At 35.4% G+C, this 12,959-nt stretch carries 12 protein-coding genes; 2 read left to right on the top strand and 10 right to left on the bottom strand.

What is annotated here, in order from left to right; genetic code table 11:
- Positions 1–93: 93 nt before the first annotated feature.
- The gene (gene rlmKL, locus M1V25_RS01655; RefSeq protein ID WP_116963313.1) at positions 94–2,325 is read left to right on the top strand and encodes a bifunctional 23S rRNA (guanine(2069)-N(7))-methyltransferase RlmK/23S rRNA (guanine(2445)-N(2))-methyltransferase RlmL; all 2,232 of its coding nucleotides are present in this window, start codon (positions 94–96) and stop codon (positions 2,323–2,325) included.
- Here the strand turns inward: rlmKL and M1V25_RS01660 are convergent.
- Positions 2,303–2,875 carry a tetratricopeptide repeat protein gene (locus M1V25_RS01660; RefSeq protein ID WP_498842249.1) on the bottom strand — a complete coding sequence of 191 codons (573 nt, stop codon included), beginning with the start codon at positions 2,873–2,875 and terminating at the stop codon, positions 2,303–2,305. The two genes, rlmKL and M1V25_RS01660, sit on opposite strands and share 23 nt — an antisense overlap.
- A gap of 26 nt (positions 2,876–2,901) precedes the next feature.
- On the bottom strand, positions 2,902–3,759 hold the full coding sequence (gene folD, locus M1V25_RS01665) for a bifunctional methylenetetrahydrofolate dehydrogenase/methenyltetrahydrofolate cyclohydrolase FolD (RefSeq protein WP_498842250.1): 858 nt from the start codon (positions 3,757–3,759) through the stop codon (positions 2,902–2,904).
- Positions 3,760–4,019: 260 nt separating this feature from the next.
- Here folD and M1V25_RS01670 point away from each other — a divergent pair, with 260 nt between their 5' ends.
- Entirely contained in the window at positions 4,020–4,799 is a 780-nt protein-coding gene (locus M1V25_RS01670; protein ID WP_116963316.1) for a hypothetical protein, read from the top strand.
- 4 nt (positions 4,800–4,803) lie between these two features.
- Here the strand turns inward: M1V25_RS01670 and M1V25_RS01675 are convergent, their stop codons facing one another.
- From M1V25_RS01675 to M1V25_RS01710, 8 genes are all read right to left on the bottom strand, one after another.
- Complete coding sequence (locus tag M1V25_RS01675; protein WP_116963317.1) at positions 4,804–6,180, bottom strand: hypothetical protein; 1,377 nt, start codon at positions 6,178–6,180, stop codon at positions 4,804–4,806.
- 207 nt (positions 6,181–6,387) lie between these two features.
- Complete coding sequence (locus M1V25_RS01680; protein ID WP_116963318.1) at positions 6,388–7,155, bottom strand: hypothetical protein; 768 nt, start codon at positions 7,153–7,155, stop codon at positions 6,388–6,390.
- A gap of 149 nt (positions 7,156–7,304) precedes the next feature.
- The gene (locus M1V25_RS01685) at positions 7,305–7,871 is read right to left on the bottom strand and encodes a hypothetical protein (protein ID WP_116963319.1); all 567 of its coding nucleotides are present in this window, start codon (positions 7,869–7,871) and stop codon (positions 7,305–7,307) included.
- Positions 7,858–8,937, bottom strand: coding sequence for a secretion/conjugation apparatus DotM-related subunit (locus M1V25_RS01690; protein WP_116963320.1), 1,080 nt, complete (start codon positions 8,935–8,937; stop codon positions 7,858–7,860). Before M1V25_RS01690 ends, M1V25_RS01685 begins: the two co-directional genes overlap by 14 nt.
- Positions 8,930–9,226, bottom strand: a complete 297-nt coding sequence (locus tag M1V25_RS01695) for a hypothetical protein (protein WP_498842251.1) — start codon at positions 9,224–9,226, stop codon at positions 8,930–8,932. The genes M1V25_RS01690 and M1V25_RS01695 overlap by 8 nt, the downstream gene beginning before the upstream one ends.
- On the bottom strand, positions 9,223–11,586 hold the full coding sequence (locus M1V25_RS01700; protein ID WP_116963322.1) for a type IV secretory system conjugative DNA transfer family protein: 2,364 nt from the start codon (positions 11,584–11,586) through the stop codon (positions 9,223–9,225). Before M1V25_RS01700 ends, M1V25_RS01695 begins: the two co-directional genes overlap by 4 nt.
- Positions 11,579–11,836, bottom strand: a complete 258-nt coding sequence (gene icmT, locus M1V25_RS01705; RefSeq protein WP_116963323.1) for an IcmT/TraK family protein — start codon at positions 11,834–11,836, stop codon at positions 11,579–11,581. Before icmT ends, M1V25_RS01700 begins: the two co-directional genes overlap by 8 nt.
- Positions 11,836–12,957 (bottom strand): type IV pilus twitching motility protein PilT, encoded by a 1,122-nt coding sequence (locus M1V25_RS01710; protein WP_116963324.1) that lies wholly within the window; start codon positions 12,955–12,957, stop codon positions 11,836–11,838. The genes icmT and M1V25_RS01710 overlap by 1 nt, the downstream gene beginning before the upstream one ends.
- Positions 12,958–12,959 lie beyond the last annotated feature (2 nt).

Raw genomic sequence — 12,959 nt, forward strand, 5'->3', positions numbered from 1 at the left:
TTACTTTGTCGTTCAAATAAACTGTTACCATCTAAAGACTTTTATAAAACTCTGCGTATAATGCTGGATAAATCCATCGTTACTTAGATCATAATGAATTACGCAAATCAAGCAAACCCTATAGAAGATAAGATATATTCCCTATTTGCCAGTTGTGCTAAAGGCATTGAGCTCTTGCTAAAAGATGAGCTTTTGAACTTAGGTGCACTAAGTGCACAAGAGAAATTAGCAGGGGTAATGTTTGAAGCATCATTGTCAACGAGTTACAAAATATGTTTACATTCCAGGCTTGCCAATCAAGTGCAGCTAAAACTTAACGAATTCAAGTTTAAAGATATAGATACTTTTTATAACGTGTTATATGGTTTGCCGTGGAATAGTTACTTTAGCGTTGATAAGTCAATTAAGATTGAAGTCTCTGGTAAACATCAAGCCTTTAATAACACTCAATTTGCGGCACAAAAAGCAAAAGATGCAATTGTGGATTGTTTTCGTGACCAAATGGATGAGCGTCCTAATGTTGCGTTGGATATGCCGGATATTTTTATTGCTATTCATTTTCAAAAAGATGAGGCTTATATTTATTTGTCTTTGAGCGGTGAGAGTTTACATCGTAGAGGTTATCGATTAGCTCAAGGTGAGGCTCCGTTAAAAGAAACCTTAGCTGCTGCGATTTTAGTACGTTTGGGGTGGATAGAAATGCTAAAGACAGAAGCGCCAATATTGGTAGATCCTATGTGTGGCTCAGGTACTTTACTGATTGAAGCGGCAATGATGACATATGATATTGCACCAAATTTAAATCGTGAAAATTTTTGTTTTATGCAATGGCGGAATTTTGACGTAGATGTTTGGAAAAGCTTGAAAGCACAAGCCATCGAAGCAAAAAAAGCTGGGTTAAAAAATCAGAATGTTCGTTTTATTGGCTATGATTATGATGAGAAAGTGATTGCTAAGGCAAAGGAAAATGTTTTAGCTCTAGGACTGACTGAATATATAGAGTTAGCGGTTAAGGACGTTAAGTATTTAACTAATTTAACCAAATCACACACGGGGTTGATTGTAACCAATCCGCCTTATGGCGAGCGCTTATATTATAATGAAACCGAAAAATTGATACGTCTATTTAAAACGTTTGGACAGATGCTTATAACCGAATTTAAAGGTTGGCGCGTGGGAATATTTAGTGCAGCAAGCGATTCGGTCAAGGCATTGGGATTGAGAGCATTCAAACACAATAAGTTTTTTAATGGTGCTTTAGCAACGACTTTGTACCAGTTTGAAATTTCTGATCAGTGGGTCATGAAGCATGAAACAACTAAACAAAAGTTAATGCGTCAAGCAAGTAATGCAATTTTACAGGATGATGCACATTTGGCATTTAAAAACCGCTTATCAAAAAATCATCAGCAATTACAAAAATGGGCAGTTCAGCAGGAAATCGAATGTTATCGTGTATATGATGCTGATATTCCAGAGTATGCAGTAGCAGTTGATTTGTATCATAGAAATGCCCACATTCAAGAATATCAGATGGGGAAAAACGTTGATCAAAAACTTGCGCAAAAGCGCTTACTACAAATGGTTTATCATGTAAGTGAAGTGCTAGGGGTGAAGTATGACAATATTTATGTTAAAACAAGGCAAAGGCAGCAAGGCGCAAAGCAATATGAGAAACAATCCGAAATAGGGCAATTTCGTGTGGTTAAAGAACATGACTGCTTGTATTACGTAAACTTTACGGATTACCTAGATACAGGTTTATTTTTGGACCACAGGAAAATGCGTCAGCTGGTTGCCAAGGCAAGCACAAATAAAACACTGTTGAACCTATTTTGCTATACCTGTACGGCAAGTGTGCAATCAGCCTTAAAGGGTGCCAAGACCATTAATGTTGATATGTCTAAAACTTATTTAGAATGGGGTAAACGTAATTTTAATCTCAATAAAATAGACCTAAGTCAGCATTTATTTATTCAGGAAGATTGCTTTAGTTGGTTAAAATCAGCATTTAAGATGCGTAAAAAGTTTGATGTAATTTTTTTGGATCCGCCAACGTTTTCAAACTCTAAGCGAATGCAGAATGTGTTAGATATTCAGAAAGATCAGCTGGAACTCATTGAACTTACAATGCAGTTGTTGACAAAAGATGGTGTGCTTTATTTTTCGAACAACTTCCGGAAGTTTAAGTTTGATGAAAGCTTGATGAAGAAATTTAATTGTCAAAATATAGATGATAAATGCCTCTCGCGTGATTTTTTAAGGCGCCCTAATATCCATCATTGTTGGGAGATTAGGGAGTTTAGAAAAATGGTAAAGAACTAAGGTTAACATCTATGCCATTTTCGCGTGCTTGACGTAGCCAGTAGTTGGATTTAAATAAATTGGCAGACACTCCTATCCCTTTTTTATACATATAGGCAAGGTAAATTTGTGCATCTGGATAGTCGTTTTTTGCTGCTTTTTCTATCCAATAAAAACCTACTGCAGGATTAGATTGTACGCCTAACCCTTGAAAATACATAAGACCAAGCTTAAATTGTGCTTCAGCATAACCAGTTGCCGCAGAATATTGAATATAATCAACTGCCTTATCAATATTGTAATTATCCACATTACTTTGCTGGCTATATTCTATTCCTTTATTGTATGCGTCTTTAGGAGAAAGATTACGGTAGTTGGTTTTATTTTCAGCATCGTTTTGCTTTTTAGTGACATGTCCATTTTGATTGTTAGTAGTAGCAGTTGTAGTTTCGGTACGATCAATTGTGTTAGCGTGAGTCTTGTGAAAAACAACAATCACTATTGCCGATATCAAAAGGCAAAAAAGGCTTAAAATTGACCAAAATGAAGGCTGTTTTTTTGTAATACTCATAATATACTCCAAACTTCTCGGGGCTATTATGCCTTGTTATGTAAATGCTCACAAGCAAATAACGTATTTTCAAGTAGGGTCACAATGGTCATAGGACCTACACCACCTGGCACCGGAGTAATATATGCAACTTTATCGATGGCGCTATTAAAGTCGACATCGCCTACAATACTACCATCTTCGAGGCGATTAATCCCAACATCGATAACAACGGCATCTTTTTTAAGCCATTTACCTTGAATAAACTGAGGTTTGCCAACAGCCGCAACGACTATATCGGCGCGACTTAAATGCGCTTGTAAATCCGTTGTGAATCGATGACAAGTTGTAACGGTTGCGCCTGCTAATAGAAGCTCCATTAACATCGGACGACCAACAATGTTTGATGCTCCCACGATAACAGCATGCTTACCCTTAAAAGTATCTATAGTAGATTCTAATAGTGTCATGACACCTTTAGGAGTACAAGGGCGCAGTAGGGGATTTCTTTGCATAAGTTTGCCAATGTTATAAGGGTGGAAACCATCGACATCCTTATCAGGGCGAATCGCCTCTAGAATGCGTTCAGCGTCGATGTGTTGTGGCAAAGGTAGCTGTATCAAGATACCATCAATTGTAGGATCATTATTTAGTTTATCGATTAAACTAAATAAAGTGTCATTATCGGTATCAGTAGCCAAATCATAGTTTTGAGAGAGAAAGCCAACTTCTTCACAAGCTTTACGTTTGTTATTAACATATATCCGAGAAGCTGGATCGTTACCAACAATAACAACGGCAAGACCCGGGAGGCGTTTACCCTTATTTTTGAGCTCAACAACATGTTGCTTGATATTTAACCTGATTTCTTTGGCTTTTTGTTTGCCATCAATGATGCTACCCATATTCGCTTACTGTACACATTCCATTTATTGGCTGTATATAATAGTCAATCTAGCGGTTATTTAAAACAAGAAGTTATCTTAAATTAGTGAGTTTTTTTATTAACTAGATGTATATATTTTGTGGTTTTAAAACTATCAAAAATTTTATTGGAAGATTATCCATAAGTATGATAGTTTTCTTTGCCATCTAAACTAATCATCTAGGTAACGTTCCTTGCAAGTGATATATGGGATGAATCTAAAATAAAGATGTGCGGAAAATGAAAGAAAAAAATAATAACCTTCAGAAGATAGAGCAATTTCGTTTAGATGAGCTAATTAATGAGATACTGATGACATTTAGTTGTTGTGGTGTGGATTACGCGTTAGTAAATCAATCGTTTACTTGGTGTACCCCTTTGCATGCTCATAGATATATTTATCGTTTTTATGGCAATAAGAACCAATATTGCTATCAAGATCCTTATCATAACTATAATTTAATTGGTTTATTGCCAAGATTTTGCCACTTATCTGAGATTGCAGTACATGCAAAAGCTTGGCAAGAGTTGTTTACTCCTGAGCATTCTAAGTATGGCGATTGCTATGCCGTATCTTATTACTTTTGGGGTGATACTAATATACATCGTTTTGTACTTTATTTTGATAATATCCATAATATAACCACGCTTTATCTTCGGTTTATAGATCTGTACCATACGCTAAACAAGCTTGTTTCTCATATTGCACCGTTAGTGACAAAATTTTTTGATGAGTTTGTCATTTACCCTGAACAGCTATCTTCATTAGCATTACCACCACATTGGTTAAGAGCGCATAAACATAAAAATATTCAGGTAGAATTTAACCTAAGTGATAAGGAAATGCACTTTTTTACGCTTTTAGGTCAGGGAATAACAGAAAGAAATGAATTGGCCCAGCACATGAATGCCTCAACACGCACTGTAGATAACTATATTCAAAAATTAAAGCAATTATTTCGTTTGACAGATAGTTATGAGTTGTTTGAATATATAAAGCGATATTGGCTGTTGGAGTAAATTGTTAGAGTGGATTTCCGTTTGGGTCGTAACTACCTATTTTAGTTGTGATACCTATATTATTTATATATTGTTGTGTAGAATGGATTGGGGAGCAATAAATTTGAATAATACTATTGATTATATGTGCTTGATAAGTCGAGTAATAATCAAACTTATTGCAATACGTTGTTACAATAGATGCGCTAGAATTGCGTATAGTAATGTTATTTAGGTAGCTGTGTTGTAACTTAGTGATATCTAACAAGTTTGAAGTTTCAACTTGGTTAAAATATAGGGTATATGAAGGGATATTGTTTCTTTCTACCTCTCCAACAAAAGTTGACACATCATTAGTCTTGATATTGTTGAAATATATGTTATTTGTTTTTATAACCTCATGATTATCTAAGTAAAAAAATGTATTAGCATTTATTGCTATAAAGTTTTCAAACTGGGTATTTGGTTGAATGTAAAGATTTCCACCTTCCAAGATTGCATGGTTTTCCCCATCAATGATGATACCTTGTGGAACCTTGATAGGCTCGGTAATTTTATAGGTAGTTGGAGCAAGCTTAATAATGACAGGATGATCCGCATCAAGTTTAGGTGAGATGTTTGGATCATTTTGTGCAATATTGATCACATCCTGTAATGATTGCCCACTATGCCCGTAAATGACACGATCTGATATTGCAAAGCCTTGTTTAGCTATGTTATCTACTCGAGTAGATAGATTCGTCAATTTTGTATTATATTTTTCATCTAAATCCGTTACAAAACCTTCTGTCTTATTAGCGCTATCTTTTGCTTCTTTAGCATTATTTTCAGCAGTGCTAATTCTTATATCGAACTGATCGACTTTATCGGCAGAAGATTTAGCTGCATCAGCGGTTTGTTTAGCATCATTAGCCTTTTGTTTTGCTTCTGTGGCATTGCTTTCAACAGTAGCAATCCTACTATCATAACTAGAAACTTTAGTCGTAGCTTCTTGAGCAGCTATTGAAGCAGCATCTGCTGTTTTATTGGCGCCTGCTGCAATTTGTTGAGCAGAAGTGGCATCACTTTCTGCATTAATTAATCTTGTATCAAATGTCTTAACAGTTGCTGCTGCATTTTGGGCAATCGTATTTGCTGCATTGGCAGTTTGTTGTGCATTTACTGCATTTTCATTTGCCGTGTTAGCAGTTATTTCAGCAGAGTTAGCATGGGTTTCAGCGTTATGCGTTTGATTTGTGAGTATTTCAATACTAGCGTTAATAGGTCTTTTCCAGCTTGTATTAAGGTCTACGGCTAACTCTCCAACGTGAGTGACGTTAGTTGGTAAATCTGGTACTGTATCTGCATAACTTAGTATAGTGAGAGCTAAACCAAGTGTTGTTATAATAAGTTTTGCTTTCATTTATGTTTTCTCCTTTTGATTTTAGTAATTGGTTTTCTTGATAAAAATTTGTATCCAAAGTTTTGTAGATTCATCTTTGCTGGTGATACGCTTATCGTGGTAATTGATTGGCTATGATTAGAATAGTTTTGAAGTTATTTATCACTTTTAATTTAAGTGAATATATACTTTAGTACCCAAAATTAAAGATTAAAAGCAAACTAAAGGTTAAAAATGGTATCCTAAGCTGGCAGATAGATTGAGCATATTTGGTACATAGCTACTACCATAATAAGGACCATAAATATTTTTACCAATACCAAAAATATACTTGGCTTCTATCCCTAGTGTAAAAGCATAGGGTAATTGGTATTGATACTCAATCGCCAAAAATGGGCGAATATTAATTTTAGAGCTTTTTGTCAGCTGTGGGTTTTGATAATTAGGTAAAGTTGTTTGTGGACTAAATTTGGAAAAAACTATAGTGGGTCCAGCAGAAAATAAAATTTCACTATTCACACTTGGTATTGGTAGATGAGTAGTAGTATAAAAATCAACCCCAGAAAAAGCCATTTTGCTATAGCCATTTGCTTGAATCACTGTTCCATTATCATTATCAAGTTGTGATTTTGTACTGCCTGCATTCCAATAGCTAACAGCAAATGACAAATATTTAAATGGACGTATGCCAAATTTAGCAGCAAAGTATGGTGACCATTGTTTGCTTGATTGATAAATGTCATCAGAGCCCCAGGGCTGAGTGATAATTTGTTTTGCACTAGGAAAAGCCTTGTATGATGCTCCACCATAGATATTAATATAAAACCAATAGTTAGTAGCTTGCGTTGTATAATGATCATCTTGTGCTAAGGTTTGTTGAATGGCTCTATCTAAGTCAGATATCGAATTGATTGAAAGATTATTAGTATTTGAGTCGGCATAACTTATCGTATTGATAATGCCAATTAAAGGTAATATAAAGCTAATTTTTTTCATTGCTGGTCTCTTCTCTTCTTTAGTCTATGTAAAACAGGGTGAAGTGTATTGAAAAACCTAAACAAGATCATGATGAAATTAAAATGTTAGACAAAATGATGAAATTAACGTAATTATATTGCAGGTATTTGAAACCTTGATTCAGTAAATCACTGTATGAGTTGAAAAGTTGTTAGCAGCTCGAAACTAGGCAGCCATCGAAGGTGGGATAAAAGAGGATGGTTGTCAGCATAAGGTTTGAGTAATAAACCAAGGTGATCTTTAAAGTTTGCTTGAAAGCCAATAATTTCATCTAAAGGCTGGGAGTGTTCTGAAAGCTCCAATATAGCTTCTTGAATAGCAAAAACATTATTCTTTTGTTTAACCATGGTTTGCCACTGATGGTAGTAATGGTTGAGTGTCTCTTGAGATTTTGTTGGTAGATAAATAATATATTGCTTAGGTACTTCGTTGTGAAAGGTCAGATCCAATAATTGAACATAACTACAAAAACCACATGCCAGTGTAAGGTTTTGCCAATCGTTATTATGGTAGTTATGATCAAGATTGATGATATAAAGTGAAGTGTTTTGTTGTTTACAAAAGTAACAACTCTCTTGTTGTTGAGCGAGTTTTTGAAAACAAGCATTATACTTTGGTGCATGTAAACGCTTTAAAAATAACTGCCCATTCATGGGAATAGACAAAAGCTTTAGCGGTATTTCAGATTTTGTCATGATTTAATAACTCATAAAGTTGATATTCATGTTGTAAAGCATTGATAACGTTTTGAACCATTGGTGAAGACATAGGTGTTTTTATCGCTTCTTCAAATTTCCAATGTGCAGTAATAGCTGCACCTTCGCTAAAGAATGTTTTTCTGCCCACATTGTTTAAAGCATACCAAAGGGTACGGTTAACTTTTTTTAACCATAAAAATGATGCGGAAGGGACAATTCCACTTTTCCTTGCTGTGTGTAAAAGTGCACATATAAGTGTGTAGGTGTAATGGTGTTGAGAAATAATTGCTTGGATATCTGAATGAGAAATACATTCGGTTAAGTGCGCATTAATAAATTGATTTAATTTGCGCGTGTTAATATATTTTTTAAATGAATTTGAGTTGTTGGTAAACTCGGCATTTAAATAACCAAAAAGCTTGTCAGCTTGTTTGCGCTTATCGCAGATACACAACGAAAAAGCAACAAATAACCCATATATTTCAATAGCCATTTGCTTTGTTCCAAGCCAACGTGAGCCTAGTTGTTGGCTTAAGTTATTATGTAGTGCATGGATATCAAGTTGCTTGTTTTCTATAAGTTTGTATTTTTGTAAATATTGAACCGGCGTTAAAGCAATATCAAAAGCAGAATCAACATTGCCTTGTAGGTCGTTTGGGAGGCAGACTTTTTTAAAATGTTTTCCAATAAAGCGCGATAAACTTTGCATTGAAAACGTTTGGCGATATTTCCGACTCGGGTGAAAGAAAAAAAGTATTCCGATAAGACCTGTGCCGACGATCCAGAATAGTGGTTTAAAAGCATCGGATATGTTGTAAGCTAAATACTTAAGTTGCTTAAGTGTGACAGTAGATTCTAATACATGATTACACCAATTCATAAGCATCATATAACGCGTATCCCACGACATGATAATCATTAGCTCAAGGCGTTTAATCAAAAAAACAACTCTAATGATCTGGTTGTGAAACAACCAATAAAATAGCAGTAGCATTAATAAAATAATGGATACGACGTAAAAAGGTGCCATCCCGTCGTCATTGTTATTAGGTGCATTAGCCATCGTTTTTTTCTCCTAAGATTTTATCTACATTTACTATATTATCTTGCGCTATACTCAGTAGCGCATCATAGGCAAATAAAATACTCATCAAATCAAATTGAGTATTATTTATGTTTGCCATAGAAGTATCAAAAACATAAAGATAATTACTATTAGCCTTTGCAATTAGCGAGTTGATTAACAAACCAGAATGCTTTAATTGAGCAAAATGCTTGTGCTGCTGATTTTCAATAAAGGTTAAGTCATGTTCTTCACTTAAGTGTTTAATAATGTCTGTCAGTGTCATCATTTGTTCTTTTTCATATTTAAGTTAAGTTGGAATGGTTTTTGGCTAAATAGTTCATTTACCTTACTTTCGGAAGTGTTTTTCAAATATTGGCTAGAGAGATTTTTTATATGTTGTAATTTTTCTATGATATGAGCTTTATTTTCACTTAACTTTAACCCGTTCATAGTGTTAAGGCGATAGAAAAGGTCACGTAGCATTTTACCATCAACGAGTTGCTGAGTTAAATTCGATTGTGTTAAATCAAAATATGCGTTATTTAATTTTGCTTCAAGAGAGATAGATTCAAACAAAATACTATCTTGCAACATCGCTATATCTTCGTCAGCTTTATTGGCATAATGATCTAAAGCTTGTTTGCTTTGATATGCTGATTCTGATGTGTTTGTTTGATAAGGAGATTGTTCACTCGATTTGCCGCTATCAAGTGCATATGGTTCGCCAACAGGAGCGTCATTTAAGTTGGGCATCCCTTCTTGTAATAGCATCGAGCTTAATGGTAAGGCATCTATTTTTTTATAGTGAGTATTTCCAAGTGCAATTTTTGTCGATTGAATAAAAGCAATACTATAAGGCTCAACTTTTAATAAGTGATTCAATGCAATATGCTTAGTTTTCTTAGGAGCTGCATAAAAAGAGCGCATTCTGACAATATTGGATTTAAAGAATACATGTGCTTCACCAGGCAGTTGATCTTTTAAATCCATAAGGTCAATCCTAGCACGTTTTTCAATTCCTGCTTCTCTTGAGTCTTTGTAACCTAAGCTATTGCCATCTTGTCCCATGTTGTAACTTCTAACGGTTGATACATATGCTTCTCCTGCCGTTTTATTGAAAAAATCCCAGGTTTCAGTAGGATCTTCAAGTTTCATACACAGTTTGATGTTAGTGTTGGCAAAAATAGAAGCAGCTTCTTCTTTAGATGCTTTTTGAAAGGCGGGAATATCTTGACCGGCAAACACAACAGAGAAGCCCAAAGAGCGTGCTTGAGCAGGAACCACAGCAAATCCTTCAACCGCATAATAACCATACTCATCTAGAATACATAAAAAAGGTGTGTCGGAGTTAGAAGGTTTCGATTCGATAACTTTTTTATATTCACCTTGAATTTTAGAACCAAGACCGGCTGCCAGCATGGCTTTCAATGAAGCGATAATAAGCTTTCCTAAATTAGACAATTCATCTGGTGATTTTTCTAATGCAGGTAAAAGTACAACTAAGATACGACGATTTAAAATCACATCACTAAAATCAACGTCCGCAAGGTTGGTGCGCATAATATGTGCATAAACATCAGCTAATGAGCCAAAGATGCGTGTCAATTGCATTGTGATGTAACCGTGTTGCTCATAAGTTTTATCTGATTGTTTACCAATGTTTTTTTGCTGATAACCAGGTAACGTTGCAAGATAGTTATACATCGGATCAGTAACATCCGTAGGAAGCGTTTCTTGGATGATAATGGTTTGGTTATTATGGTCGACTACTTTTTGTTTGTGTAGTAAATCCTCAACAACATCAAGTATAAAATATCTACGAATGGTATTGGCCTCAAGTAATAGATAACCTTTGTCTCGAAGATAAACAAGCAAACGCATCAGTGCCTCGACAAAAGAAATCGCTCTTCCTTTCCACATATCACCATCGCCACCACCGCTATCAGAGGATGACATCATACTCACGATTAATTGGGATAACATACTAGAAGAGCCTAAGGCAAATGGGTTTAAGGTATTAGAAATCATGTCCTTTTGAGGGCCAATAATGTCTTCAGCTCCTGTCATGTAGTTAATAACAAGTAAATCGTCTTCTCGCCCCATATATTTAGCCATTGAAAACACTTGAGCATATAGTGAATTATCTCCTTTACCATCAACATAAATAAAGCCTGAGCCTTGAGATAGTGCATTAAACGCAATAGAAAGTAAGGTTTGTGTCTTTCCTGAACCAGTAGACCCAAGGATAAGGGCATGGGTGCGCATATCTTCATCACTAAACCAAAGCTCTTGATTGTTGCTAATTTCGTTACCAAAAAAATAAAGACCAGCTGCTTTGGAGATTTTTTTTTGCAATAAGTTACTATTGGAAAGATCAGGATGTTTAGTGCCTAAGGGCAAGCGAAAAGGTAGTATTGGTATTTGCCAGAATGCATTCCAGAAAATCAGTAAAACTAAGATAAAAAGGAAGTCGCTTAATAATGGTAACCAAGTTAAAGCAAGAAGCGACAAAAAAATTAAACACATGCTTCCTAATCGTGATGAAGCAAGTTCATAAATTTGAAAGATTAAACCTCGTGTATCGCGAATACTGTCGCTTGGGCGCGCTTCTTGGGAGCGGGCGAGTCCCCTTAACCCTTTACTCATCTTGGTTGATCTTCTGCGTTAATTTCTCACGACCCAAAAGCCATTCTCTTAAATTTAATAAAAATACCCAAAGAGTGACTTGATAACGACTAAGTATAAAAAGCAATATACCTGTACCAATGCTTAGACATAAGGTCCATGTTCTAAAGTGAAATAAGCATAAAACAATGGGAATAAAAACCTGAGCTTCAATAATAAAGAACTTAGGCTTTCTACCGGAATCACGCCAATGTGTGTGACTGTTATTCATTATATTTCTCCATGTTGGTAGTAAAAATCATAAGTTTCTTTGCTAATGTAGTCTTCTTGTAATAATTGTGTGGCATGGTGAGTTAAGGACGTTTTGTTTTTATCCATTTCAGTATTGATAACAGTGGATACCTCATCAATTGAACAAGATAAAAGCTTGGCTCTTAGCATGGGATCAATCGTAATATACTCCCTTAAGGCGACACGCTTGCCATTTTTGCAAGGTATGAGCGTTTGCCAAATAATGGCTTGTGTGGTGCTAAAAAAGTCATAATAAATACGTGTTTTTGCTCCTTCATGGAAAAGCATCAGCAGTCGATTTATCGCCTGAGTTACCGACTGACTATGAAGTGTACTAAAAACGCTATGGCCAGTAAGGGCTGCTTCAATCACAGCAGAAATTGTTTCATTATCTCTTGATTCCCCAACCATGATGGCTGTTGGCGTACGTCTTAATGCGTTTCTAACTGCATAAGCAAAATCAGGTAAACATCTAGGCAGTTCAGATTGTGAAGTAATTGAGTTTCCAGTATGGATTGGTAGGATGTACTCAATTGGTGCTTCAAATGTAAGAATTTTTTCTCCTACAATACTTTTTTGAGCTCTTAAGGCCAACATTGAAGCAAGCAAAGTAGATTTCCCCGATCCTGTTGCACCACAAACTAAAACAATACCTTCTTTAATAAAACTTAAATTGATAAGTTCATTTGGTAATAATAGATTCTCAATAGGTGGTGGGGTTGTGGCTAATAATCGCATTGAAATTTGGATACCTAATTTTTCATATTGGCTTATTAAACTGGCATTTATCCTAAAACGCAGCGTTTGATTGCTATTTATCCGATGTGTGTAACTAAAATCAAGATCGCTACCACTTAATACTTTAGCTACAGCGTTGCTGCCGTATAAAAGATTAATAAAGTCTTCCACTTCATTAGAGCTAAGACACCTAGTGGTCAATTTTTTATGCTGTCCATATTGTAGTCCAAATATCGGGCTGTCTGTTTGCACTGTCAGGTCACTGATATTAATATCTGCTGCATGAGTTAACAGTGCATAGTAGTGCTCTTGCAAAAAATACGGTGGTTCATGTGTGAATAAAAGAGAAGTCACGCCAGTCATGG

It is taken from the genome of Candidatus Nebulibacter yamunensis, from assembly GCF_024208055.1.
In the GTDB taxonomy this organism is placed as follows: Bacteria; Pseudomonadota; Gammaproteobacteria; order Francisellales; family Francisellaceae; genus Caedibacter; species Caedibacter lacustris.

Bases quoted from the DNA above. Each gene is read 5' to 3' on its own strand.
- M1V25_RS01700 (WP_116963322.1), bottom strand. From the start codon at position 11,586: ATGAGTAAAGGGTTAAGGGGACTCGCCCGCTCCCAAGAAGCGCGCCCA.
- M1V25_RS01680 (WP_116963318.1), bottom strand. From the start codon at position 7,155: ATGAAAAAAATTAGCTTTATATTACCTTTAATTGGCATTATCAATACG.
- folD (WP_498842250.1), bottom strand. From the start codon at position 3,759: ATGGGTAGCATCATTGATGGCAAACAAAAAGCCAAAGAAATCAGGTTA.
- rlmKL (WP_116963313.1), top strand. From the start codon at position 94: ATGAATTACGCAAATCAAGCAAACCCTATAGAAGATAAGATATATTCC.
- M1V25_RS01685 (WP_116963319.1), bottom strand. From the start codon at position 7,871: ATGACAAAATCTGAAATACCGCTAAAGCTTTTGTCTATTCCCATGAAT.
- M1V25_RS01660 (WP_498842249.1), bottom strand. From the start codon at position 2,875: ATGAGTATTACAAAAAAACAGCCTTCATTTTGGTCAATTTTAAGCCTT.
- M1V25_RS01710 (WP_116963324.1), bottom strand. From the start codon at position 12,957: ATGACTGGCGTGACTTCTCTTTTATTCACACATGAACCACCGTATTTT.
- M1V25_RS01675 (WP_116963317.1), bottom strand. From the start codon at position 6,180: ATGAAAGCAAAACTTATTATAACAACACTTGGTTTAGCTCTCACTATA.
- M1V25_RS01670 (WP_116963316.1), top strand. From the start codon at position 4,020: ATGAAAGAAAAAAATAATAACCTTCAGAAGATAGAGCAATTTCGTTTA.
- M1V25_RS01695 (WP_498842251.1), bottom strand. From the start codon at position 9,226: ATGATGACACTGACAGACATTATTAAACACTTAAGTGAAGAACATGAC.
- icmT (WP_116963323.1), bottom strand. From the start codon at position 11,836: ATGAATAACAGTCACACACATTGGCGTGATTCCGGTAGAAAGCCTAAG.
- M1V25_RS01690 (WP_116963320.1), bottom strand. From the start codon at position 8,937: ATGGCTAATGCACCTAATAACAATGACGACGGGATGGCACCTTTTTAC.